This window comes from Sulfuritalea sp., from assembly GCF_017302275.1.
Lineage (GTDB): Bacteria > Pseudomonadota > Gammaproteobacteria > Burkholderiales > Rhodocyclaceae > Sulfuritalea.
Map to the genome: position 1 here is coordinate 20,118 of NZ_JAFLDR010000031.1, position 21,728 is coordinate 41,845.

The window sequence follows — 21,728 nt, forward strand, 5'->3', positions numbered from 1 at the left end:
TCCTTACGACAATTCACGAACATCGGCAAAACGGCCGGCGATCGCCGCCGCTGCCGCCATCGCCGGACTGACCAGGTGGGTGCGGCCGCCCGCACCCTGGCGGCCTTCAAAATTACGATTCGAGGTAGAGGCGCAACGCTCGCCCGGGTTCAGGCGATCGTCGTTCATGGCCAGGCACATCGAGCAGCCCGGCTGGCGCCACTCGAAGCCGGCGGCGGTGAGGACCTTGTCCAGGCCTTCTGCCTCCGCCTGCGCCTTGATCAGGCCGGAGCCCGGCACCACCAATGCGAGCTTCACATTGGCGGCGACGCGGCGACCCCGGGCCACGGCGGCGGCAGCACGCAGGTCTTCGATGCGGGAATTGGTGCAGGAACCGATGAAGACCTTGTCGATGGCAATCTGGTCGATGCGCATGCGCGGCGTCAGGCCCATGTATTGCAGCGCGCGAGCCACGCCTTCGCTCTTCACCGGATCCTTGAAATCCTCGGGTGCCGGGACGGTACCGTCGATGCCGGTGACCATTTCGGGCGAGGTGCCCCAGGTCACTTGAGGCACGATGCGGCTTGCATCCATCTCGATCACCGCGTCGAAGCGCGCATCGGGGTCCGATACCAGGCCGCGCCAATGGGCCACGGCCTTGTCCCAGTCAGCGCCCCTGGGCGCGAAGCTGAGGCCCTTGAGATAGGCGATGGTGGTGTCGTCCGCGGCAACGAAGCCAACCCGGGCGCCGGCCTCGATCGCCATGTTGCACACCGTCATGCGGCCCTCCATCGACAGCGCGCGGATCGCCGCGCCGCCGAATTCGATTGCATGGCCGGTACCGCCCGCCGTACCGATGCGGCCGATCAGCGCCAGCACGATGTCCTTCGCCGTGACGCCGGCGCCGACTTTTCCATCGACCCTCACCAGCATGGTCTTCGACTTCTTCTGCAGCAGGCATTGCGTCGCCAGCACATGTTCGACCTCCGAGGTGCCGATGCCGTGCGCGAGGCAGGCGAAGGCGCCATGCGTCGAGGTGTGCGAATCGCCGCAGACCACGGTCATGCCGGGCAGCGTGGCGCCGTTCTCCGGACCGACGACATGGACGATGCCCTGGCGCTTGTCCTTGAACGGGAAGTAGGCCAGCGCGCCGACTTCGCGGATATTGGCGTCGAGCGTTTCTACCTGCTGGCGCGAGATCGGATCGGTGATGCCCTGTTCCCAGTGCGAGGTCGGCGTGTTGTGGTCGGCCGTGGCAACGATGGAACCCACGCGCCAGGGCTTGCGCCCGGCCAGTTTGAGGCCCTCGAAGGCCTGCGGGCTGGTGACTTCGTGCACCAGGTGGCGATCGATGTAGAGCAGCGCCGTGCCGTCGTCTTCGACATGGACCACGTGGCTGTCCCAAAGTTTTTCGTAAAGCGTTCTTGCCATGATGTCAGGTGGTGCGAACTGGACCGGCGATTATCGCACAGGCTCCCGTGCCGATTCCGCCGGAACGCCGCGCCAGACCAGAATCAGGCCGATCAGGGCAAGCCCGGAAGCAGCGCTGAAAGTGATCGCCGCGCCGGCGCTGTCCCACAGGATGCCGGCCAGCAGCGCGCCACCCAGGCCACCCGCACCATAGGCCACGCTGCCATACAGCGCCTGCGCCCGCGCCTGCTGGCCGGCGACGAACCAGCGGTTGAGCGCCGCCATGGTGGCCGCGTGGTGCGCGCCGAAACTGGCGCCGTGCAGCAGTTGCGCGATGAACAGCAGGACGACGAACTCGACAGCCCAGCCGATCACCAGGAAGCGCAGCACCGCGAGGATGAAGCAGGCAAGGAGGATGCGCCGCATCGAAATCCATCGCGCGATGCGCGGCATCGCAAGGAAAACCACGATTTCCGCCACTACGCCGAGGGTCCACAACAAACCGACCAGCGTCTTTCCATAGCCCTGAGCCACCAGGTGGATCGAATAGAAAACGTAGAGCGCTCCATGGGCGGCGTTCATGAACAACCCGGCGGCCAGCAGGAATAGCACCTTGCGCTGGCGCAGCACGTCCATGATCTGGCCGGCAACTTGTCCTGCCACGCCGTTCACCTCGGTCAGGGTCAGTGCGCTGACGGTGGCGCCCAGCAACAGCGCCCAACTGACCCAGAGCTGAGCGCTGATCGGCGCAAAGTCGAGGAGGAGCCCGACACCAAGTACGGTGACGATGAAGCCGACCGAACCCCACAGCCGGATGCGCCCGTAGCGTTCCGGATTGGGCGCCAGATGCGCCAGGGTCAGGGCTTCGACCAGCGGCAGCGAGGCGCTCCAGAAGAAATGCAGCAGTGCCAGGCCGAGCAGCAGGCCGACGAAATCCTGGGTCAGGAACACGGCGGAAAAGCTCGCCAGCGAGGCCGCCGACGACGCCACGACGATGCGCACCCGCCGGCCGCTGCTGTCGGCCAGCCAGCTCCAGAGCAGGGGCGCCAGCAGCCGCATGAACTGGCCGAGCGACATCAGCACCGCGATGCGGCCGGCGGACAGCCCTATGGATTGCAGGTACAGCGCGAAGTACGGCAGGAAGGCCCCGATGAACGCGAAGTACCAGAAGTACCAGACGGCCAGCCGGCCGTGCGGCGGGAAAATCAAGCCGAGTGTTTCTGGCCGGCGCGGAAGGCCATCAGCAAATGGAAGATCTCGTCCTTGAGCTTGACCCGCGCCTTCTTCATGTCCTCGAGCGTGAAGTCGGCGACCGGCATGTCGTGCTCTTCGAGGTCCTCGACCTTGCCGGTGAGGCGGTTATAACGCCCGAACAGGCTGCCGATGTAGCCGCCCTGCGCCTTCAAGGCGTCGATGGCGTCGCGCATGTCGGGGAATTCGGTATAGAGATCGTGATGGTCAACGCGCATTATTTTTTCCCTGGATATAGTTTTCGATAAGGTTCTGAGAAATTCTATCAGCCCTGCCCCGGGGCCCTGGCCGCGATCTTCGGCGTCGGGCAGTCGACGTCGGCGCACTGGGCGCGGTGGCGCAGCGCGGCATCGATCAGGACCAGACCCAGCATAGCCTCGGCGATCGGCGTGGCGCGAATGCCGACGCAGGGATCGTGGCGCCCGAGCGTGGCGATTTCGGTCGCTTCACCGACGACATTGATGGTCCGCCGCGGCAGGCGGATGCTGGAGGTCGGCTTGACCGCAATGCGCGCCACCACCTCCTGGCCGGTGGAAATCCCGCCCAACACGCCGCCGGCGTTGTTGCCGAGGAAGCCCTGTGGCGTCAGTTCATCGCCATGTTCGCTGCCCTTCTGCGTCACGGAGCGGAAACCCGCGCCGATCTCGACGCCCTTGACGGCGTTGATGCCCATCATGGCGTAGGCGATGTCGGCGTCGAGTCGGTCATACACCGGATCACCCCAGCCCACCGGCATGCCGCGCGCAATGACCGTAACTTCGGCACCCACCGAATCCCCTGATTTGCGCAGTGCGTCCATGTAGGCTTCGAGCTCGGCAACGACCGCAAAATCGGGCGCAAAGAAAGGGTTGCCGTCGATTGCGGACTCGTCGGTGAAGGGAATGTCGATCTCGCCCAGGCGGCTCATCCATGCGCGCACCGTGACGCCGTAACGTTCATGCAGCCACTTGCGGGCGATGGCGCCGGCGGCGACTCGTACCGCGGTCTCGCGCGCCGACGAACGGCCGCCGCCACGATGGTCGCGGATGCCGTATTTCTGCCAGTAGGTATAGTCGGCGTGGCCGGGGCGAAACTTCTGCGCGATGTCACCGTAGTCCTTGCTGCGCTGGTCCTCATTGCGGATCAGGAGACCTATCGGAGTGCCCGTGGTGCGCCCTTCGAAGACGCCGGACAGGATTTCCACGGTATCGGACTCGCGGCGCTGCGTGACGTGGCGCGACGTGCCAGGCTTGCGCCGGTCGAGCTCATTCTGGATGTCGGCGGCGGTGAGTTCCATGCCCGGCGGGCAGCCGTCGACCACGCAGCCGATCGCCGGCCCGTGGGATTCACCGAAGGAGGTGACGCAGAACAGCGAACCGAAGGTATTGCCGGCCATGGGATAAATCCAGACTACGAAAAAACCGCGTATCGGCGAAGGATCAACGCTCCAGAAGGGCGAGCTTGCCGTCCTTCTTGAGCCATTCGTCGGCGTCGGCCGGCGGCTCCTTGCGCTCGATGATGACCGGCCACAGCTTGGTCAGCTCGGCATTCAGTGCGGTGAAGTGTTCCTGCCCCCTGGGCACGTCGTCCTCGGCGAAGATGGCTTCGGCCGGACACTCGGCCACGCACAGGGTGCAGTCGATGCATTCCTCGGGATCGATGACTAGGAAGTTCGGTCCCTCGTGGAAGCAATCCACGGGGCAAACGTCCACGCAATCGGTGTATTTGCATTTGATGCAGGATTCGGTGACAACGTAGGTCATGTTCAGGCTCCGTATTCGCCGGACAATTTACCATTGCCGTGCCCGCTTGGCGCACGCGGCTGTTCGCCATGACGGGTTTTTTTTGCTAGCATTCATACCTGCAGGCGATGCAGGCCTTGCATCCCATCGCGCCATCCGGCATCCAATGCCCCACGCGGCGCGCAACCCCCCCGAGGAATTCATGAGCGAACACATCCACCACGTTACCGACAGTACTTTCAAGGCCGAGGTTCTCGACTCCGCCGTGCCGACCCTGGTCGACTTCTGGGCCGAATGGTGCGGCCCCTGCAAGATGATCGCCCCAATTCTCGACGATGTCGCGAAGGACTACGCCGGCAAGCTGCGCGTGGCCAAGCTCAACATCGACGACAACCCCAAGGTCCCTGGCGAGTTCGGCATCCGCGGCATTCCGACCCTGCTGCTGTTCAAGGGCGGCGCGGTCGAGGCGCAAAAAGTCGGCGCCCTTTCGAAGTCCCAACTGACGGCCTTCATTGACAGCAATCTCTGATCCCGTTACATTTCGGCCCGGAGTCTGATTCCGGGCCGTCGCAGCAGCAGTATCCGGCGCCCAAGCCGTTCCACCGCCGGACCGACTCTTTTCCCGTCCGAATTCAGTCCTGAATTCACCCCCGCGATTCCCCTGTTCCGGCGTCCTACGCCGGAATCCCTGCGCAGGTAATCCATGCATCTATCCGAGCTAAAAGCCCATCATGTCAGCCAGTTGCTGGAGATGGCGGCCACCAACAACATCGAGGGCGCCAACCGGCTGCGCAAGCAGGAATTGATCTACGCCCTGCTGAAGAACCAGGCCAAGAAAGGCGAGACCATCTTCGGCGATGGCGTCCTGGAAATCCTGCCCGACGGCTTCGGCTTCCTGCGCGCCCCCGAGGAGTCCTACCTCGCCAGCACCGACGACATCTACATCAGCCCGAGCCAGGTGCGGCGTTTCAACCTGCATTCCGGCGACACCATCGAAGGCGAAATCCGCACCCCCAAGGAAGGCGAACGCTACTTCGCCCTGGTCAAGGTAGATCGCGTCAACGGCGAATCGCCCGAGGCGGCCAAGCACAAGATCCTGTTCGAGAACCTGACGCCGCTGCACCCGACGGTGCACCTGCTGCTGGAACGCGAAACCCGCAGCGAGGAAAACATCACCAGCCGCGTGATCGACATGATCGCGCCGATCGGCAAGGGTCAGCGCGGTCTCATCGTGTCGCCGCCCAAGGCCGGCAAGACGGTGCTGATGCAGCACGTGGCCCACGCCATCACCACCAACCATCCCGACGTCACGCTGATCGTGCTGCTGATCGACGAACGGCCCGAGGAAGTCACGGAAATGACCCGCACCGTCAAGGGCGAGGTGATCGCCTCGACCTTCGACGAACCGGCCACCCGCCACGTGCAGGTCGCCGAGATGGTGATCGAAAAGGCCAAGCGCCTGGTCGAACACAAGCGCGACGTAGTGATCCTGCTCGACTCCATCACCCGCCTGGCGCGCGCCTACAACACCGTGCAACCGGCCTCCGGCAAGGTGCTGACCGGCGGCGTGGACGCCAACGCCCTGCAAAAGCCCAAGCGCTTCTTCGGCGCCGCGCGCAACGTCGAGGAAGGCGGTTCGCTGACCATCATCGCCACCGCCCTGATCGAAACCGGCTCGCGCATGGACGACGTGATCTACGAGGAGTTCAAGGGCACCGGCAACATGGAAATCCACCTCGACCGCAAGATGGCCGAAAAACGCGTCTACCCGGCGATCAACGTCAATCGCTCCGGCACCCGCCGCGAGGAGCTGCTGCTGATGCCCGCCGTGCTGCAGAAGATGTGGGTGCTGCGCAAGCTGCTGTACAACATGGACGACATGGAAGCGACCGAGTTCCTGCTGGACAAGGTCAAGGCCACCAAGAACAACGGCGAGTTCTTCGACGCGATGCGCCAGCGCTGACCTGTCCCCGCGGTAGGGGTGAGGCTGTCCGGACGATTGCGCATTGCGGCAAATTAGCGGATAATGCGCGGCTCTGTCGGTTCGCCAAACCCACGAATCGCGCTTGATCCTGAAAGGAAAATCCATGAAAGCCGGCATCCACCCGAATTACGCCGAGATTGAAGTCACCTGCAGTTGTGGCAACAAGTTCAGCACCCGCTCCACCAGCGGCAAGCCGCTGCACATCGAGGTCTGTTCCGCCTGCCATCCGTTCTACACCGGCAAGCAGAAGATCGTCGATACCGCGGGCCGCGTCGAGCGCTTCCGCCAGAAATACGGCAAGAAGGCAGCCTGAGCCGGCACGGACCCGCGTTGCGCCAAGAAAAGGCAGCCCGTCGGGCTGCCTTTTTTGTGCCTCCACCCAAGCGGAGACGACATCCCCGCGATGTGTCCCCGCGCATGGCGCGGGGGCGACATCCTGCAATCGCGTGCTGGTAAGCTCCCATCGTGCATGACCTGATCGACCGCCATCCCGGCTCCGCACCGAAACCGGCGCGCTACGGTGCGCTGCTGCTGTGCGCCATCTGGCTGCTGGCGGGAACCGTCGGCCACGATCCCTGGAAGACCGATGACGCGCTGCACCTCGGCGTCGCCTTCGGCATGTCCGGCGGCGACTGGCTGGTGCCGCGCATCGCCGGCGATCCCTGGCTGGTCACGCCGCCGCTTTACCACTGGGTCGCCACCCTCTGCGGCAAGGCACTGGGTTGGTTGCTGCCCTGGCACGACGCGGCGCGCCTGGCGTCGGCGCTGTTCGGCGCGGTCATGTTGCTGGCACTGTCGCGCACCGCGCAAGCGCTGCATGGCGGCAGCGCCGCGCTCGCCGCACCGCTGCTGGCGATCGGTACGCTCGGCCTGCTGGTGCCGCTGCACGAGGCGCAGCCGGCGGTGGCCGGCATCACCGGCTTCGCCCTCAGCCTGTGGGGGCTGACGATCTGGCAGCGACAGGCGCAGGCCGGAGGCGCGCTGTTCGGCCTGGGGCTGGCCATGAGTTTCCTCGGCAGCGGCGTGAACGGCATGGCGATCGGCCTCGTCACCGCCCTGCTGCTGCTGCTGCACCCGGCCTGGCGCACGCGCGACAGCCTGCTTGCCTGGCCGGCAGCGGCCGTCGCCGCCCTGGCGCTGAGCCTGCCCTGGCCGCTGCTGCTCTGGCAGCAAAGCCCGGCCCTGTTCGACATCTGGTGGAATGCCGAAGTGGCGAGTTTCACGCCGCCCGGCGGCTTCTCCCGCGACCACCTCGAACTGCTGGCCTGGGCCGCCTGGCCGGTGCTGCCGCTGGCGCTATGGAGCCTCTGGCTGGAACGCCGCCGTCCCTTCGCGGCGCATACATTCCTGCTGCTGGTGGCGACGCTGGCGGGTCTGGCGACCTATGCCATCGACACGCCCAAGCCGACCGCGCTGCTGCCGAGCCTGGTGCCGCTGACCCTGCTCGGTGCCGCCTGCGCCGGACGCCTGCGGCGCGGCGCGGCGAACGCCTTCGACTGGTTCGGCATGATGACCTTCACCCTGGTCGCCGGCCTGATCTGGCTGGGCGGCATCGCCATGCTGACCGGCGAACCGGAACGCGTGGCCAAGAATTTCAGCAAGCCCGCGCCCGGCTTCGTCGCCGACGCGTCGCCGCTGGTGATCCTGCTGGCGATCACCGTCAGCGTCGCCTGGATCGCCGTCATGCTGCGCACGCCGCGCTCGCCGTGGCGCGCCGCCGCGCGCTGGAGCGTGGGCCTGACCACCATGTGGGTGCTGCTGACGCTGCTCTGGCTGCCGTGGATCGACCATGGCAAGACCTACCGTAGCGTCAGCGCCGACTTTCGCCAGGTGCTGGGCAAGCATCCCGGCTGCATCGCGCGGCGCGGCCTCGGCCTGGCGCAGCGCGCCTCGCTCGATTACTTCGATGGCATCCGCACCGTGGGCGCCAGCCAGGCCGGCGGATGCCGCTACCTGATCGTGCAGGCCACGCCGCGCGCCGACAAGGGCGTCGACGGCTGGATTTTGTTGCGCGATGCCTCGCGCCCCGGCGACAAGGGCGAACGGCTGCGGCTGTACCGCCGCGCCGACTAGTCAAAGCTTGAGGAAATGCTCGCGGTAATACTTCAGCTCCTCGATCGATTCGAGGATGTCCGCCAGCGCCTCGTGCTTGCCGTGCTTTTTCAGGCCTTTCGCGATTTCGGGTTTCCAGCGCTTGCACAGCTCCTTGAGCGTGGACACGTCGAGGTTGCGATAGTGGAACCAGTCTTCCAGCTTCGGCATGTACCTGGCGAGGAAGCGCCGGTCCTGGCAGATCGAGTTGCCGCACATCGGCGTCGTCGCCTTGGGCACGTGGCGACGCAGGAACTCCAGCGCCTGTTCCTCGACCTGCGCCTCGCTCAGGATCGACGACTTGACCCGCGCCGTCAGGCCGGACTTGCCATGGGTGCCGCGATTCCACTCGTCCATGCGATCCAGCACCTCGTCCGGCTGATGCACGACCCACACCGGCGCTTCGGCAACGATGTCGAGGTTGGAGTTGGTGACCACCAGCGCCACCTCGATGATGCGATCGCTGTCGGGGAGCAGACCGGTCATTTCCATGTCCAGCCAGACGAGCGCGTTTTGATCCTGTGCCATAATTTTCCAATGCCATTGCCGGAATCGCGGCATTTTCGCACAGCCCCCGCCCGCCCATGACTGCCTCCAATTTCACGCTGCTCTTCCTCGCCGCCCTTGCCCTGTCCACCGCCTTGCGCCTGTGGCTCGACGTCCGCCACATGCGCCACGTCGCCGCCCACCGCGACCAGGTGCCGGGGGATTTCTTCGGTCGCATCGAACTGGTCGACCACCGCAAGGCCGCGGACTACACGGCCGCCAAGCTGCGCCTGGGCTTTGTCGAGATCGCCGTCGATACCCTGCTGCTGCTCGCCTTCACCCTCGGCGGCGCGCTGGCACTGATCGACGCCGCGCTGCGCGACTTGCTCGGCGGCGGCCACCTGCAGGGACTGGCGCTGTTCGCCACGGTCGCCGTGGTCGGCTTCGTCATCGGCCTGCCGGCCAGCCTCTACCGCAGCTTCGTCATCGAAGAACGCTTCGGCTTCAACAAGCTGACCCTGCCGCTGTGGTTCGCCGACCTCGCCAAAGGCGCGGTACTCGCCGTGGTCATCGGCGGTCCGTTGCTCTACGCCGTGCTCTGGCTGATGAACGCCATGGGCCGCCACTGGTGGTTCTATGTCTGGCTGGTCTGGCTGGGCACCAACCTGCTGCTGCTCGTTCTTTACCCGACCGTCATCGCGCCGCTGTTCAACAAGTTCACACCGCTCGAAGATGCCTCGCTCAAGCAGCGCATCGAAGCACTGCTCGCGCGTTGCGGCTTTGCCAGTTCCGGCCTGTTCGTCATGGACGGCTCCAAGCGCTCGGCCCACGGCAACGCCTACTTCACCGGCTTCGGCGCTGCCCGCCGCATCGTCTTCTTCGACACCCTGCTGGAAAAGCTCGCGCCGCAGGAGATCGAGGCGGTACTGGCCCACGAACTCGGGCACTTCCGCCACAAGCACGTGGTCAAGCGCATCGCGCTGATGTCCGCGATGAGCCTCGCCTTCCTCTGGCTGCTCGGCCAGTTGATCGACCAGCCCTGGTTCTATGCCGGGCTGGGAGTCGGCGCTGGCAGCACGGCGCTGGGCCTGTTGCTGTTCTCGATGGTGCTGCCGGTCTTCCTCTTTCCGCTGGCGCCGCTGACCTCGGCCCTGTCGCGCAAGCACGAATACGAGGCCGACGCCTATGCCGCGCAGCAGACCGCCGCCGCCGACCTGATCGCGGCACTGGTCAAGCTCTACCGCGACAACGCGGCGACGCTGACGCCCGACCCGCTGCATTCGCTGTTCCACGATTCCCACCCCCCCGCCAGCCAGCGCATCGCGCGGCTGCACCAGGCATAGGAAAACACGATGAACACGGTCTGCGATCTATCCAAAGGCAGATGTAAGCCCTGCGAAGGCGGCGTGCCGCCGCTCTCCGACGCCGAAGCCGCCGCGATGCTGGCTACGCTGCCGGGCTGGCAGCGCACCGGCACGGTCATCAGCAAGAACTACACGTTCAAGAGCTATTACGAGACCATGGCCTTCGTCAATGCCACCGCCTGGATCTCGCACCGCGAGGACCACCATCCCGACCTCGCCGTCGGCTGGGGCCAATGCACGGTCAGCTACACCACGCACGCCATCGGCGGCCTGTCGGAAAACGACTTCATCTGCGCGGCCAAGATCGATGCCCTGCTCGACCTGTAATCCTCGTTGAACGCCGCCGGCACCATCGTCGCCGCCTTCGGCCGGCACTATGAAATAGAACTGGCCGACGGCCGCATCGCCACCGGCTATCCGAAAGGCAAGAAAAGCCTGCTGGCCGTCGGCGATGAAGTCCAGTTGAGTCCCGACGGCCAGATCATGGGCCACGCCGCGCGGCGCAGCCTGCTCTACCGCAGCGACGCCTACCGCCAGAAACTGATCGCCGCCAATGCCACGCAATTGCTGCTGGTGGTCGCCACCGATCCGTCATTCTCCGACATGCTGCTCTCCCGAGCGCTGGTCGCCGCCGAACATGAAGGCCTGACCACCACCATCGTGCTCAACAAGTGCGACCTGGCCCCCGCCCTGCCCGCCGCCAGAAAGCTGCTGGCGCCCTACATCGCGCTCGGCTGCCGCGTCGTCGAACTCTCGGCGAAATTCGATCCCTCGCCGCTGCTGCCGCTGCTGGCGGGCGAAAGCTCGGTGCTGGTCGGGCAATCCGGCATGGGCAAATCGACGCTGACCAATGCCCTGGTGCCCGGAGCCGCGGCGCCCACGCGCGAGCTTTCCACCGCGCTGGACAGCGGCAAGCACACCACCACCTACGCCCGCCTCTACAAGCTTCCCGGCGACACATGCCCGGGGGGCACGCTGATCGACAGCCCCGGCCTGCAGGAGTTCGGCTTGAAGCACCTCAGCGCCCAGGAAATCGAATATGGCTTCGCCGAGTTCCGCCCCTTCCTCGGCCAGTGCCGCTTTCGCGACTGCCAGCACGATGCGGAACCCGGATGCGCCATCAAGCAAGGCCTTGCCGCAGGCATAATCCATCCACGACGCATCGAGCACTTCCATCAATTCATTTCGGAAAGCCGACATGGATCGCACTGAGCGCTTCTACAAGATCGACCAGATGATCCACGACCGCAAGCTCGTGCCCTTCGTCGACCTGATGGAAGCACTGGAGGTTTCGCGTGCCACGCTCAAGCGCGACCTCGAATACATGCGCAACCGGCTCAACGCGCCCATCGTTTGGGATCGGGATGCGGGCGGCTACCGCTTCGACACGCCGCATGCCGAGGCGGGCGCGCAGTACGAACTGCCCGGCCTCTGGTTCAACTCGGGCGAGGTCCATGCGTTGCTGACCATGCAGCATCTGCTGACCGACCTCGACCCTGGCGGCATCCTCACGCCGCACATCCAGCCGCTGATCGCGCGCCTCAACGGCCTGCTCGGCAGCGCCGAAAACACCGCCGAGGAAATCCGTCGCCGCGTGCTGATCGTCGGGCTTGGCAAGCGCGACATCAAGCTCGCGCATTTCGAGAAGGTCGGCGCCGCGCTGCTGCGCAGGAAGCGCCTGGCCATCACCTACTTCGCCCGCGGCAGCGGCCTCACCACCGAGCGCGAAGTCTCGCCGCAGCGCCTGGTGTATTACCGCGAGAACTGGTACCTGGACGCCTGGTGCCACCTGCGCAGTGACATCCGCAATTTCGCCCTCGATTCCATCCGCGAGGCCAACGTCATCGAAAGGAAGGCGCGCGAAGTCTCCCATCGCAGCATGGACGAGGTGCTCGGTCCCGGCTACGGCATCTTCTCCGGGCGCAGGCTGCAGCACGCGAAGCTGCGCTTCACGCCCGAGCGCGCGCGCTGGGTGGCGCAGGAGACCTGGCACCCGAAGCAGAAGGGGCAGTACGAGGCCGGTGGTTCCTGGCGGCTGGAATTCCCCTACGCCGACCACCGCGAGCTGATCATGGACATCCTCAAGTTCGGCGCCGACGTCGAGGTGCTGGGCCCGGCCGACCTGCGGCAGCGCGTGGCCGAGGAAGCGGCGCGGCTGACCGCGCTGTATGCGGCAGCGCCCAAGGCCAAGGCCGCCACGGTCTGAGGCCCGCCTTTGCCGCGGCACGGCACTTGAGCGCCGCGATTCATGCTACCGTCTTGGCGCAGTCCAAAACATAACAGCCATCGCCCAACAGGAGAACCGCATGAAAAACACATCATTGCTCGGCGCCTTCGCCGCCGGCATTTTGCTGGCCCAGCCCGCCCTCGCGCAGAACGTCAAGATCACTCCCCTGGGCGGCCAGGAAGGCGAGTTCTGCCCGCTCGATCGCGCCCTGATCTTCGAAGACCCCAGCGGCACGCGCGTGCTCTACGACCCGGGCCGCACCGTCGCCGGCGCCGACGATCCGCGCCTGGGCAAGATCGACGTGGTGCTGGTCAGCCACATGCATGGCGACCACGTCGGCGACCTGCATGCCAAGGCGCCGAATTCCGGCGCCTGCGACAAGCCCGATTTCTCGGTATCGGCCAAGCCGAATTCGAGCGCGGTGAACATCGCCGTCGCCAAGGGCGCCAAGATGGTCACCGGCTCCGAAATGGCCGGCTTCTTCGGCAACAAGCTGAAGGCCGCCGGCGGCGACCCGAAGAACTCCGTCCTCGCCCGCTTCGGCGCCACGCAAAAGGTCGGCGGCGTCGCCATCTCCACCGTCACCGCGATCCACAGCAATGCGCTCGACCCCGACCTGATCGGCGGCGTGCTCGGCCAGTACCTCAAGGAAGCCGGCATCGGCGCCTATGTCGGCGAGGCCACGGGCTACGTGCTGAAGTTCAGCAACGGCCTGGTGGCCTACCTTTCCGGCGACACCGGCATCACCGGCGACCAGGACAAGGTGGTGCGCGGCCACTACAACGCCAAGCTGGCGGTGATGAACATCGGCGACACCTTCACCACCGGCCCCACCGAGGCCGCCTACGTCATCAACGACCTGGTCAAGCCGAATGCCGTGATCGCCTCGCATGCCAATGAAGTCGGCACCGTCGGCGGCAAGGTCCGCGCCGGCTCGCGCACCGAGACCTTCATCAAGGCCAGCAAGGTGCCGGTGCATGTGCCGCTGTCGGGCAAGACCATGGAGTTCGATGCCGGCGGCAAGTGCGTCGGCGGCTGTTGACCCGGTAAAGCGTGCAGGAGTCGTAGCCTGTGGCACGGCGTATGGCTTGACGAGGTAGGAGATGACCGGCAACATTCTTGCATGCAGCCGATGACCGACTACTTCCGCAACGACGTCATGGAAAAGCGGCCGTACATTCGGTTGACTTGGTGTATCGAGGCGCTTCGAAGTCCGGTAAAGCGCGAGGTCCAAGCGGAAGACGGGCGTGTGCGCTACTGGTCTGGATTGAGGAACTCGGACGCTATCTGCGTGTCGTAACGCTGCCGGATGGTGTCACGCTGCACAATGCATTCCCCGACAGGAGATTCAAGCCATGAAACTCAACTATGACGCGGCGACCGATTCGCTCTATATCCATCTGGCCGAACGGCCTTCGGTCGACTCCGACGAGGTTGCGGATGGCGTGGTACTGGATTACGACGCAGCAGGAGCCCTCGTCGGAATCGACGTACAGCATGCCTCGCAGCGTGCCGATATTCACCGGTTGGCAATCAACCACATGCCTCTGACTCATCTGAACGCGGCCTGAACGCGAGGACTGGGCAAGTAGGCCTGGTCGGGCGGTGATATAGGATGCCTGCCAGCCTCGAAGGCCAGCTTGTCGTCGCGCTTTCCTCGCGCGCGCTGTTCGACTTCGAAGAGGAAAACCGCGTCTTCGAGGACCAGGACGATTCCGCCTACATGCGACTGCAACTGGATCGCATGGACCAGCCGGCGCGGCCCGGCGTCGCCTTCCCGCTGGTGCAAAAGCTGCTGGCCTTCAACACGCCCGAGCGCCAGCGCGTCGCCGTGGTGATCCTCTCGCGCAATGACCCGGTCTCGGGCCTGCGCATTTTCAAGTCCGCCGAGGCCGCCGGCATGCAACTCGAGCGCGGCGTGTTCACGCGCGGCCGGCCGCCCTTCGGCTACCTCAAGCCGCTCGGCGCCAACCTCTTTCTTTCCGCCAACGAAACCGACGTGCGCGCCGCGCTGGAAGGCGGCTTCCCCGCCGCACGCGTGTATTCGACGACGCTGAGCGAAGCCGAGCAGCACCCGCAGGAAGTGCGCATCGCCTTCGACGGCGACGCCGTACTGTTTTCCGACGAAGCCGAGCGCGTGTACCAGGAGCAGGGCCTCGCCGCCTTCCAGGACCACGAAGAAAGCCGCGCGCTGCACCCGCTGCCGCCCGGCCCCTTCCTTCCCCTGCTCGAAGCCCTGCACCGCCTGCGCGCCGACAGCGCCGGCTGCCCGATGAAAATCCGCACCGCGCTGGTCACCGCACGCAGCGCCCCCGCCCACGAACGCGCCATCCGCACCCTGATGGAATGGAAGGTCGAAGTCGACGAAGCCATGTTCCTCGGCGGCCTGGAGAAGTCGCGCTTCCTGCGCGAATTCGAACCCGACTTCTTCTTCGACGACCAGACCCGGCACTGCGAGCCGGCGTCAAGGCTGGTGCCGACGGGGCATGTGGTGAGCGGGGTGGCGAACTCCGAGTAGCTTGCGGCCCGACAACCTCGCTTGCCGCGGACTTCTCTCTGCTTCCTTTCTTGCAAGTAAGGCTATTCTGCATTACCATCCAAGCGATCAGGAAACCATGAGGGCATCGCCATGACAACCTTGACCGTTACCTCCCGGGGACAAGTGACGTTCAGAAAAGAAGTGTTGCAACACCTCGGCATCAGGCCGGGAGAAAAAATCGAGCTGGACTTGCTGCCGGACGGTCGGGGCATGCTCAAGGCGGCCAGGCCTGCCGGAAAGATAGATGGCTTCGTCGGATTGCTCGCCGGCCGGTCAAAGAAAGTCGCCACCATTGAAGAGATCAACGCGGCAAGCGCACAGGGCTGGGCCGGCGAGGAATGAGGATCGCCGTCGATACCAACGTGCTGATTCGTGCCGTCGTGCGCGATGACTCAGTGCAAGCGAAAGTCGCCGCCAAAATTCTGACCAAGGCCGAATTGATCGCGGTGGCATTGCCATGTCTATGCGAGTTTGTGTGGGTGCTGCGCAAAGTTTACGGCTTCACCGTCGCCGACGCAGCCAGCGCGATCCGGGCACTGCTTGCCGCGGCCAATGTGGAAGTCAACCGCCCCGCCGTCGAGGCCGGCCTGTCGGTACTCGAAGCCGGCGGGGATTTCGCCGATGGTGTCATCGCCTACGAGGGCTGCTGGCTCGGCGGGGAAACCTTTGTTTCCTTCGACAAGAAGGCGGTTTCGCTGCTCACGGCGGCAGGCCAGTCGGCGCGCCTTTTGTAATTAGGGACGGAATTTGCGGATGCATGCGTAGAAGTCTCATTCGAGGCACCGCGATAGAATCAACGCAATTCGCAATACGCGAAACAACCAGCACTCAGGTGACCCCATGAAACCTTCCGTGGCCTTGCAGGCACATCGAGACCGGATTCGAAGCGTGGTGGAAAGCCACGGCGCGCGCAACCCGCGCGTATTCGGTTCCGTCGTCCATGGCACGGACGGGGAAACCAGCGACCTCGACCTGCTGGTCGATCCCATCGAAGGCCGAACCACGCTGTTGAGCCTGGTGCGCATCAAGCGCGACATCGAGGCGATCACCGGCGTCGCCACCGACGTCCTCACGCCGATGTCCCTGCACGAACGCTTCCGCCAGGCCGTGCTGGCCGAAGCGCTGCCCGTATGAAAGACAAGGCACGCCGCATCCCCGAGCGGCTGCAGGACATGCGCGAGGCGATTGCCAACGCCCGCGACGACCTTGGCGCCCTGACCAAAGAGGAATTCCTCGCTGACGGCAAGACCCAACGCGCCGTGCTCGAAAGTCTGATCGTCATCGGCGAAGCCGCCAACCGTGTCATGCGCCTCGATCCCGTGCTCGCACAGCGCAACCCCGATGCCTGGCAGCAGTTCCGCGACGCCTACGACATGCGCATCGTCCTGACCCACGAATACTTCCGCGTCGATGCCGCCGTGGTCTGGGAGACGGTCAAGAACGATCTGCCGCAGCTGAACGCGCTGGTCGAATCTTTGTTGGGCTGATGAAATCGCGCGACAGCCCGATTGATTCAATGAAAGTCGGCGCTGGCGAGACGGCGATTCAGATGGGTTTGGAAAGTAATTCGAAGCTGACCCCAAATAGCTCATTAAGACGACATCGATTGCTAGACGGTATCAAATACACCCTTACCGACACGCGAAAGAAGTTTCTTTTGATAACAGGTCGAAACGGCGTTCGAGACGACGCTCTTCCAAGCTGCCTCCGTCATAGCGCCTTGGATCTCGCCGTATCTTTCGTACCATCCCTTTGCAAGACTCGCCGTTTCGATTCGTGTTCCAATCGGCACTAGTGCAATCTGCGACTGAACCAGAGCGAGCGCAGCACGGTAGATGATCCGCCCCCCAGGATGTCCCATGTCGGGTAACTCGCGGACACCGTTTTCTGCGACATATCTGCGTGCTCGGTACGCGGCTAGTGAGATGGGTAGTGCACCAAGCTGGGCGGGAGATGCCTTTCCTTTACTGCTCCTCTTAACGATTTCGTCCAACACGCCTAACCGCGTCAGAACTTCCGGTCCAGGCCGCTCGCTACGCACAGACTCGGCTTCTGAGCAGAATACGCATTTCGGTCGGGCGCTGTCATAGTGCGGGGAGAAGCCGCAGCATTCGCACGTACGCAACATGACACCGCCGATCCCGGACAAGTGTTCGGCCAAGCTCGCCACCGGCTTCAGGTGTGAAAAGGTGTCTCGTGCTTCAGTGTTCCAATAGAACACCGGCCAATCGTAATGAGTTGCCAGAAAGTCCAACCAAAGGTCACCTTGTCCAAAATCGGAAAACTCGGCTACCCAAGCACCCCATGAAGAACACCAACCCAGTGCAATTGTGCTAAGTGGCAGCCATTCAATGTCGACGTTCTTGCGAATCATGTTGCAGGCAAGAGATGCCGCTCTGGCACTCTCGGCGCGGGTTCGATTATCGTCGTCCTGCAAGACGAGCTCCTGAAAGCGCTCCATCGTCTTCTGCCATCCAAGGACCTCGGCAACATACAGAGCAACGAACGCAGTAGTCGCGCGCGAGTAGGCGCAAAATAACTGCCCCTCACCCATTTGTTCAGCCCCCAAAACAATGACGACGGGTGCCTCCAGGCCGCGGAAGCGCGCGACCACCTCATGACGTACGCCAAGATTGTTTACCGTCGCTTCGCACTTCTCTGTTAGACCAAACTTGCTCAATACGACGATGTCGTCGCCATCGACGCCATCCGCCTTAAATTGCTGGACAAGATCGATCATCGCCTTCCAATCGTCTTCTACAACCAACTCCCGAACCGTATCGAGTTCTTCTGGCCGCGGGCATTGCAGCTGGTACGGAACCGGCTTCACCTCCAATAGCCGTTCTGTTACAGCTTTTGGCGTTCGCAGGGCGATGGTCAAAAGGAATGGCGCGTCTACGCCGATGAGCCGGCAGAGGTCCTTCAACGACGTACCCGTTTCAAATGGAAAGACCTGCGTCTCATCGCAGAAGGCCAGAATTTTGCTGTCGCGAAACCATTCAAGCAGAACGGCATACCACTCTGGTCGAAGAGCCTGCGCCTCATCGAGAATGAGGACATCGTAAGACTCAAGCTTCTTATCCTTCAGCGCTGTGCTGAGGTCATTTGCACACTCGGTTTTGTACCATGCCTCATTGCCGAAGTCTCCGGGCAACCCACGGCGTTTCCGGGCTTGCGCACACATGCCATGCCAAGTCGATACCTGGCCTTCAGCAGGAGAGAAGTTCAATTGTTTCGCAAGGTAGTCAGTCAAGAGGTTGTTGAAGGTCAGTACCAAAACGCGCTTCCGCTGATGGACCAATTTTCGGGCGAGTGCAATCCCAATCAGAGTCTTCCCGGTGCCTGGCCAGCCCGTAATCACCATACGAGACTGCCGCAACGCGCCAGCCACCACTCTTTGCTGCTCTGTGGTCAGTGGCAGCCAGATGTACGAGTCATAGAGTACCCGTGTACCCCATGTTGGCGAACCATCGAACTTCGGACACAACGTCCGGACCAGCTTGCCAAAGACAGCCTCCGTGAGGTTGACTGTATTCAGCGTTGCCTTCCAATACTGCATCATCTCCACAATCCGAGCGCCCAATTTCGGGACTTGGCCCTTGTCCACAACTATGCACTGGGGTGGGGTCACTGAGACGTCGACAAGCGCTGTGCTGATAATTTCATCTCCGAACTCGCTATCGGGAAAGACGAGCCCGTACCCCATACGCAGCCTAAGGCTCTTATCGGTTCCAAGCCAATGCGCGAGCCCGTGCAAATTCCGTCTCGCCTGATGCACTGGGGCAATGCACTTGCCCGACTTGAGATGAATGAATTCGAGGCCGTCGACTCGATACCTACCGCTTTTGACCTCAAGCGCGAGGACACCAAGCTCGCGGTGAATGATTAAGAAGTCGATTTCGCCCGTTGGGGCAAACGACTCCGAGACCTCCTTTACGGCAGCACACAGCCACGGCAAGCTGTGCACGACGGTGAAGTCGTCGGACAGCTGGTCCTTTATGACTTTGAACAGGACCTTCTCGCCATAGCTCTCAGTCTCTAACGGCCCGAAGGCAGGAATCATCGTCGCCATAGTGACCCGGAAATTTTTTGCCGACGACGACTTGCGCACCGTCGCTGCAAATTTTTCGCCTTCCTCAATAGTTGCCGGTACGAGCTCGAAGCGACGAACCAGAGCAAGGCGAGCCTAACTCAAATCCATCGACAACAATCACGCTGTAAGCATAGCGGCATATTCTTGGAATGTCAGCAACTGCAAGTTAGAACAATGTTAGTTTCCTACTTGTAGCGTGAGTTCCTGATATAGCGGTGGTCGACAAAGATTCAACGTCTTGAGCGGCGGCAATCAGCCGCATACTTGCCGCAGCACGTCAACCGTTTCAATAGTGGCTTTGGCCGATGACCCGACACTCACCGTCGCGCCAGCGCCGACTCTTCGTATCCCGCCAATGGATCAAGGTTCCGGTCTGCCCGGCAAGTACCAAAGGGTCAGAGTACCAAAGGGTCAGAGTGATTTGAATTCTCTGCTCGAAATGTCGGCGCCAGTGACACGGCGATAAAGCCGGCCCCGGCAGGCCCGGGGCGGAGGAATCTCTCTGACGGAGCCACGGGCCTGCCGGTGATGGCCGGGGCAATCCCCTACCGGAACGGATTCAGCACAGCCATACCGAAGCGCTTGAAGTCGCCGACGTTGCGCGTCACCACGGTCAGTTTGCGCACCAGCGCGGTGGCTGCGATCATCGCATCCTCATAGACGGTATCGGACTGGCGGTGCATCAGCTTCGCCCACAGGCGGAAGGTCGCGGCATCCATGTTCAGCACGTTGTAAGCGGCGGCGACCTGATCCGCCCAGGATTCGATCTCGGCGGCCTTGGCCGGGTCCTGCTCTCGGGTGATCTCGATGCCGGCCTGTATCTCGCCGAGCGTGACCACGGATATGTGCAGGTCGGCGTCGTCGACAGCTTCGATCCACGCCAGCAAGCCGCCATGCGGCCTCGGCTTGCGCAGTTCGGAGACGACGTTGGTATCGAGCAGGTACATCGCGCAACTACAAGCCGGCCGGGGTTCGGCGCCTTGCCTTGCCGCGCGCCGGCAGCGTCAGGGCCGATCGCGCCTCGTCGGAAAGCAGCAACTGCTTCAGCGTCGGACGCGCCGTGGCATGGAGTCGTTTCCACTCCGCAATGGGCACCAGCACAGCCGTTTCCGTGCCGCGCCGGGTAACCACCTGCGGGCCTTCGCTGACGCAGGCATCCAGCAATTCGCTGAATCGGGCTTTGGCATCTTGTACGGGCCAAGTGTTCATGGCGATCTCCGATGACTAGTTACCTGACTAGTCTAGCCTCTGCCGACAGCTTGCGCAATCGGGCGCGGCAGTCGGCAAAAAGTCGGCGCCGGCGACACGGCGAAGGCCGTCACCGGCAGGCCCGGGGCGGAGGAATGTGAAACCCTGACGGAGCCACGGGCCTGCCGGTGAGGGCCGGGGCAGGCGATCAAGCGGTTTCAGGCAGATCCAGCGGCTCGATCTTCGCAATCACCTTCTTCAACGCCTTCTCCGACGCCGCGAGATCGTATTGCGCCTGCATGTGCAGCCAGGATTCCGCGCTGCCGCCGAGCGCGGCGGCGAGGCGCACCGCCATGTCGGCGCTGACGCCGTTCTTGCCGTTGAGGACATTCGACAACGTCACGCGGGTGACACCGATGCGCCGGGCAAAATCGGTCACGGTGATTTCGGTGCCGGTGAAAACGCCATCCCTCAGCACTTCCCCGGGATGGGGTGGATTGTGCATGCGGGTCATCTCGTCGCTCGTTGGCCGGGATAGCGTTCAGGCCGCTTCCAGCGCACGCAGGACGGTCTTCGGTTCTTTCGCAATGATGTTGAGCAGCACCAATGCCGTGCCGCGCGGCGTGCGATCGCCGCGTTCCCAATGGCGCAGCGTGCCCAGGCTGATCGCGAACCGGGCGGCAAATTCCACCTGGGTCAGGCCCGTGAGGCGACGCACTTCCTTTACGTCGACCTGTGGCGCTACATGGAGCTTGACGCCCGCCTGCCTGCCCCGCTGATGCGCTATGGCCTCCTGCAACCCCTGCTTGATGCTTGCAAATGCCTTGCTCATTTTTCGCCTCCTGCCAGATCCTTGAGCAGACCGACCAGTTCGGCCAACTCGTTACGTTCCGCCTTGCTCAGATTGTCCTTTTCACCCTTGCCGAACATCGTCAGCAAATAGAGTGGAATGCGGTCGCTGTGAAAGTAGTAGATCACCCGCACGCCGCCACTCTTACCCTTGCCGCCGCGTGCCCAGCGCAGCTTGCGCACACCGCCGGTACCCTGCATCAGTTCGCCCGCTTTCGGCTGCGCCGAGAGGTAATCGATCACGTCCTTGCGCTCGACCTCCGACAGCAGGCGCTCGGCGCAACGGATGTATTCGGGCAGTTCGGCAACGGTGACCTGCATCTAGTTATACTAATCCATTGGATTAGCCGTGTCGACCCCGCTTCGGTAGATGGGCAACATCCGAAGAGTCGGCGCCGGCGACACGGCGACGAGGCCGGCGCCGGCAGGCCCGCGGCGGAGGAATGTGAAACCCTGACGGAGCCACGGGCCTGCCGGTGACGGCCGGCGATGCTGGTACCGACGGGGAATGTGGTCAGCGGCGTGGCGAATCAAGGCTAAGCCGCT

Annotated in this window: 27 protein-coding genes; 15 read left to right on the top strand and 12 right to left on the bottom strand. The window is 63.6% G+C overall.

Annotation, left to right across the window (positions count from 1 at the left end):
• Positions 1-3: 3 nt before the first annotated feature.
• Genes leuC through fdxA form a run of 5 tightly spaced genes read right to left on the bottom strand, consistent with a single transcriptional unit; the run spans position 4 to position 4,382 of the window.
• Positions 4-1,410: a 3-isopropylmalate dehydratase large subunit gene (gene leuC / locus J0M27_RS15465; RefSeq protein ID WP_294993552.1), complete on the bottom strand. Its 1,407-nt coding sequence runs from the start codon at positions 1,408-1,410 to the stop codon at positions 4-6.
• Positions 1,411-1,440: 30 nt separating this feature from the next.
• A complete protein-coding gene (locus J0M27_RS15470) occupies positions 1,441-2,598 on the bottom strand; it encodes an MFS transporter (protein ID WP_294993555.1) in 1,158 nt (385 codons plus the stop codon).
• Positions 2,595-2,858, bottom strand: coding sequence for a DUF465 domain-containing protein (locus J0M27_RS15475; protein ID WP_294993558.1), 264 nt, complete (start codon positions 2,856-2,858; stop codon positions 2,595-2,597). The genes J0M27_RS15470 and J0M27_RS15475 overlap by 4 nt, the downstream gene beginning before the upstream one ends.
• 47 nt (positions 2,859-2,905) lie before the next feature.
• Complete coding sequence (gene aroC, locus J0M27_RS15480) at positions 2,906-4,015, bottom strand: chorismate synthase (RefSeq protein ID WP_294993561.1); 1,110 nt, start codon at positions 4,013-4,015, stop codon at positions 2,906-2,908.
• Between the two features lie 43 nt (positions 4,016-4,058).
• Positions 4,059-4,382 (bottom strand): ferredoxin FdxA, encoded by a 324-nt coding sequence (gene fdxA / locus J0M27_RS15485; protein ID WP_294993564.1) that lies wholly within the window; start codon positions 4,380-4,382, stop codon positions 4,059-4,061.
• Positions 4,383-4,563: 181 nt separating this feature from the next.
• Here fdxA and trxA point away from each other — a divergent pair, with 181 nt between their 5' ends.
• From trxA to J0M27_RS15505, 4 genes are all read left to right on the top strand, one after another.
• A complete protein-coding gene (trxA, locus tag J0M27_RS15490) occupies positions 4,564-4,890 on the top strand; it encodes a thioredoxin TrxA (RefSeq protein WP_294993567.1) in 327 nt (108 codons plus the stop codon).
• Positions 4,891-5,064: 174 nt separating this feature from the next.
• Positions 5,065-6,324, top strand: a complete 1,260-nt coding sequence (gene rho, locus J0M27_RS15495; RefSeq protein WP_294993570.1) for a transcription termination factor Rho — start codon at positions 5,065-5,067, stop codon at positions 6,322-6,324.
• Between the two features lie 124 nt (positions 6,325-6,448).
• Complete coding sequence (rpmE, locus tag J0M27_RS15500) at positions 6,449-6,658, top strand: 50S ribosomal protein L31 (protein ID WP_294993572.1); 210 nt, start codon at positions 6,449-6,451, stop codon at positions 6,656-6,658.
• Between the two features lie 152 nt (positions 6,659-6,810).
• A complete protein-coding gene (locus J0M27_RS15505; RefSeq protein WP_294993576.1) occupies positions 6,811-8,418 on the top strand; it encodes a hypothetical protein in 1,608 nt (535 codons plus the stop codon).
• Here the strand turns inward: J0M27_RS15505 and orn are convergent, their stop codons facing one another.
• A complete protein-coding gene (gene orn / locus J0M27_RS15510) occupies positions 8,419-8,964 on the bottom strand; it encodes an oligoribonuclease (RefSeq protein WP_294993579.1) in 546 nt (181 codons plus the stop codon). It lies immediately after the preceding gene.
• 56 nt (positions 8,965-9,020) lie between these two features.
• On the opposite strand from orn, the gene J0M27_RS15515 reads away from it, so the two are divergent.
• The 11 genes from J0M27_RS15515 (at position 9,021) to J0M27_RS15565 (ending at position 16,539) form a co-directional block, all read left to right on the top strand.
• Positions 9,021-10,265, top strand: a complete 1,245-nt coding sequence (locus tag J0M27_RS15515) for a M48 family metallopeptidase (protein WP_294993582.1) — start codon at positions 9,021-9,023, stop codon at positions 10,263-10,265.
• Positions 10,266-10,274: 9 nt separating this feature from the next.
• Complete coding sequence (locus tag J0M27_RS15520; RefSeq protein WP_294993585.1) at positions 10,275-10,613, top strand: 4a-hydroxytetrahydrobiopterin dehydratase; 339 nt, start codon at positions 10,275-10,277, stop codon at positions 10,611-10,613.
• Between the two features lie 6 nt (positions 10,614-10,619).
• On the top strand, positions 10,620-11,498 hold the full coding sequence (rsgA, locus tag J0M27_RS15525; protein ID WP_294993588.1) for a ribosome small subunit-dependent GTPase A: 879 nt from the start codon (positions 10,620-10,622) through the stop codon (positions 11,496-11,498).
• A complete protein-coding gene (locus tag J0M27_RS15530) occupies positions 11,485-12,492 on the top strand; it encodes a YafY family protein (RefSeq protein WP_294993591.1) in 1,008 nt (335 codons plus the stop codon). The genes rsgA and J0M27_RS15530 overlap by 14 nt, the downstream gene beginning before the upstream one ends.
• Positions 12,493-12,592: 100 nt before the next feature.
• Positions 12,593-13,555, top strand: a complete 963-nt coding sequence (locus tag J0M27_RS15535; protein ID WP_294993594.1) for an MBL fold metallo-hydrolase — start codon at positions 12,593-12,595, stop codon at positions 13,553-13,555.
• Between the two features lie 313 nt (positions 13,556-13,868).
• Positions 13,869-14,084 (top strand): DUF2283 domain-containing protein, encoded by a 216-nt coding sequence (locus J0M27_RS15540; protein ID WP_294993597.1) that lies wholly within the window; start codon positions 13,869-13,871, stop codon positions 14,082-14,084.
• 44 nt (positions 14,085-14,128) lie between these two features.
• Entirely contained in the window at positions 14,129-15,031 is a 903-nt protein-coding gene (locus J0M27_RS15545) for a 5'-nucleotidase (protein ID WP_294993600.1), read from the top strand.
• Between the two features lie 111 nt (positions 15,032-15,142).
• Positions 15,143-15,394 carry an AbrB/MazE/SpoVT family DNA-binding domain-containing protein gene (locus tag J0M27_RS15550; protein WP_294993603.1) on the top strand — a complete coding sequence of 84 codons (252 nt, stop codon included), beginning with the start codon at positions 15,143-15,145 and terminating at the stop codon, positions 15,392-15,394.
• Positions 15,391-15,786, top strand: coding sequence for a type II toxin-antitoxin system VapC family toxin (locus J0M27_RS15555; protein ID WP_294993606.1), 396 nt, complete (start codon positions 15,391-15,393; stop codon positions 15,784-15,786). The genes J0M27_RS15550 and J0M27_RS15555 overlap by 4 nt, the downstream gene beginning before the upstream one ends.
• Positions 15,787-15,892: 106 nt before the next feature.
• The gene (locus J0M27_RS15560; protein WP_294993609.1) at positions 15,893-16,186 is read left to right on the top strand and encodes a nucleotidyltransferase domain-containing protein; all 294 of its coding nucleotides are present in this window, start codon (positions 15,893-15,895) and stop codon (positions 16,184-16,186) included.
• On the top strand, positions 16,183-16,539 hold the full coding sequence (locus J0M27_RS15565) for a HepT-like ribonuclease domain-containing protein (protein ID WP_294993611.1): 357 nt from the start codon (positions 16,183-16,185) through the stop codon (positions 16,537-16,539). The genes J0M27_RS15560 and J0M27_RS15565 overlap by 4 nt, the downstream gene beginning before the upstream one ends.
• A gap of 122 nt (positions 16,540-16,661) precedes the next feature.
• Here the strand turns inward: J0M27_RS15565 and J0M27_RS15570 are convergent, their stop codons facing one another.
• From J0M27_RS15570 to J0M27_RS15595, 6 genes are all read right to left on the bottom strand, one after another.
• On the bottom strand, positions 16,662-19,163 hold the full coding sequence (locus tag J0M27_RS15570) for an NERD domain-containing protein/DEAD/DEAH box helicase (protein ID WP_294993613.1): 2,502 nt from the start codon (positions 19,161-19,163) through the stop codon (positions 16,662-16,664).
• Positions 19,164-19,690: 527 nt separating this feature from the next.
• Complete coding sequence (locus J0M27_RS15575; protein ID WP_294993616.1) at positions 19,691-20,092, bottom strand: type II toxin-antitoxin system VapC family toxin; 402 nt, start codon at positions 20,090-20,092, stop codon at positions 19,691-19,693.
• Positions 20,093-20,099: 7 nt separating this feature from the next.
• Positions 20,100-20,354 (bottom strand): type II toxin-antitoxin system Phd/YefM family antitoxin, encoded by a 255-nt coding sequence (locus tag J0M27_RS15580; protein WP_294993619.1) that lies wholly within the window; start codon positions 20,352-20,354, stop codon positions 20,100-20,102.
• 187 nt (positions 20,355-20,541) lie between these two features.
• A complete protein-coding gene (locus tag J0M27_RS15585) occupies positions 20,542-20,838 on the bottom strand; it encodes a HigA family addiction module antitoxin (protein ID WP_294993622.1) in 297 nt (98 codons plus the stop codon).
• Positions 20,839-20,874: 36 nt separating this feature from the next.
• Positions 20,875-21,165, bottom strand: a complete 291-nt coding sequence (locus J0M27_RS15590) for a helix-turn-helix domain-containing protein (RefSeq protein WP_294993624.1) — start codon at positions 21,163-21,165, stop codon at positions 20,875-20,877.
• Complete coding sequence (locus tag J0M27_RS15595; protein WP_294993627.1) at positions 21,162-21,503, bottom strand: type II toxin-antitoxin system RelE/ParE family toxin; 342 nt, start codon at positions 21,501-21,503, stop codon at positions 21,162-21,164. The genes J0M27_RS15590 and J0M27_RS15595 overlap by 4 nt, the downstream gene beginning before the upstream one ends.
• Positions 21,504-21,728 lie beyond the last annotated feature (225 nt).

Bases quoted from the DNA above. Each gene is read 5' to 3' on its own strand.
- leuC (WP_294993552.1), bottom strand. From the start codon at position 1,410: ATGGCAAGAACGCTTTACGAAAAACTTTGGGACAGCCACGTGGTCCAT.
- J0M27_RS15475 (WP_294993558.1), bottom strand. From the start codon at position 2,858: ATGCGCGTTGACCATCACGATCTCTATACCGAATTCCCCGACATGCGC.
- aroC (WP_294993561.1), bottom strand. From the start codon at position 4,015: ATGGCCGGCAATACCTTCGGTTCGCTGTTCTGCGTCACCTCCTTCGGT.
- fdxA (WP_294993564.1), bottom strand. From the start codon at position 4,382: ATGACCTACGTTGTCACCGAATCCTGCATCAAATGCAAATACACCGAT.
- trxA (WP_294993567.1), top strand. From the start codon at position 4,564: ATGAGCGAACACATCCACCACGTTACCGACAGTACTTTCAAGGCCGAG.
- rho (WP_294993570.1), top strand. From the start codon at position 5,065: ATGCATCTATCCGAGCTAAAAGCCCATCATGTCAGCCAGTTGCTGGAG.
- rpmE (WP_294993572.1), top strand. From the start codon at position 6,449: ATGAAAGCCGGCATCCACCCGAATTACGCCGAGATTGAAGTCACCTGC.
- orn (WP_294993579.1), bottom strand. From the start codon at position 8,964: ATGGCACAGGATCAAAACGCGCTCGTCTGGCTGGACATGGAAATGACC.
- J0M27_RS15515 (WP_294993582.1), top strand. From the start codon at position 9,021: ATGACTGCCTCCAATTTCACGCTGCTCTTCCTCGCCGCCCTTGCCCTG.
- J0M27_RS15520 (WP_294993585.1), top strand. From the start codon at position 10,275: ATGAACACGGTCTGCGATCTATCCAAAGGCAGATGTAAGCCCTGCGAA.
- J0M27_RS15530 (WP_294993591.1), top strand. From the start codon at position 11,485: ATGGATCGCACTGAGCGCTTCTACAAGATCGACCAGATGATCCACGAC.
- J0M27_RS15535 (WP_294993594.1), top strand. From the start codon at position 12,593: ATGAAAAACACATCATTGCTCGGCGCCTTCGCCGCCGGCATTTTGCTG.
- J0M27_RS15540 (WP_294993597.1), top strand. From the start codon at position 13,869: ATGAAACTCAACTATGACGCGGCGACCGATTCGCTCTATATCCATCTG.
- J0M27_RS15545 (WP_294993600.1), top strand. From the start codon at position 14,129: ATGCCTGCCAGCCTCGAAGGCCAGCTTGTCGTCGCGCTTTCCTCGCGC.
- J0M27_RS15550 (WP_294993603.1), top strand. From the start codon at position 15,143: ATGACAACCTTGACCGTTACCTCCCGGGGACAAGTGACGTTCAGAAAA.
- J0M27_RS15555 (WP_294993606.1), top strand. From the start codon at position 15,391: ATGAGGATCGCCGTCGATACCAACGTGCTGATTCGTGCCGTCGTGCGC.
- J0M27_RS15560 (WP_294993609.1), top strand. From the start codon at position 15,893: ATGAAACCTTCCGTGGCCTTGCAGGCACATCGAGACCGGATTCGAAGC.
- J0M27_RS15565 (WP_294993611.1), top strand. From the start codon at position 16,183: ATGAAAGACAAGGCACGCCGCATCCCCGAGCGGCTGCAGGACATGCGC.
- J0M27_RS15575 (WP_294993616.1), bottom strand. From the start codon at position 20,092: ATGTACCTGCTCGATACCAACGTCGTCTCCGAACTGCGCAAGCCGAGG.
- J0M27_RS15580 (WP_294993619.1), bottom strand. From the start codon at position 20,354: ATGAACACTTGGCCCGTACAAGATGCCAAAGCCCGATTCAGCGAATTG.
- J0M27_RS15585 (WP_294993622.1), bottom strand. From the start codon at position 20,838: ATGCACAATCCACCCCATCCCGGGGAAGTGCTGAGGGATGGCGTTTTC.
- J0M27_RS15590 (WP_294993624.1), bottom strand. From the start codon at position 21,165: ATGAGCAAGGCATTTGCAAGCATCAAGCAGGGGTTGCAGGAGGCCATA.
- J0M27_RS15595 (WP_294993627.1), bottom strand. From the start codon at position 21,503: ATGCAGGTCACCGTTGCCGAACTGCCCGAATACATCCGTTGCGCCGAG.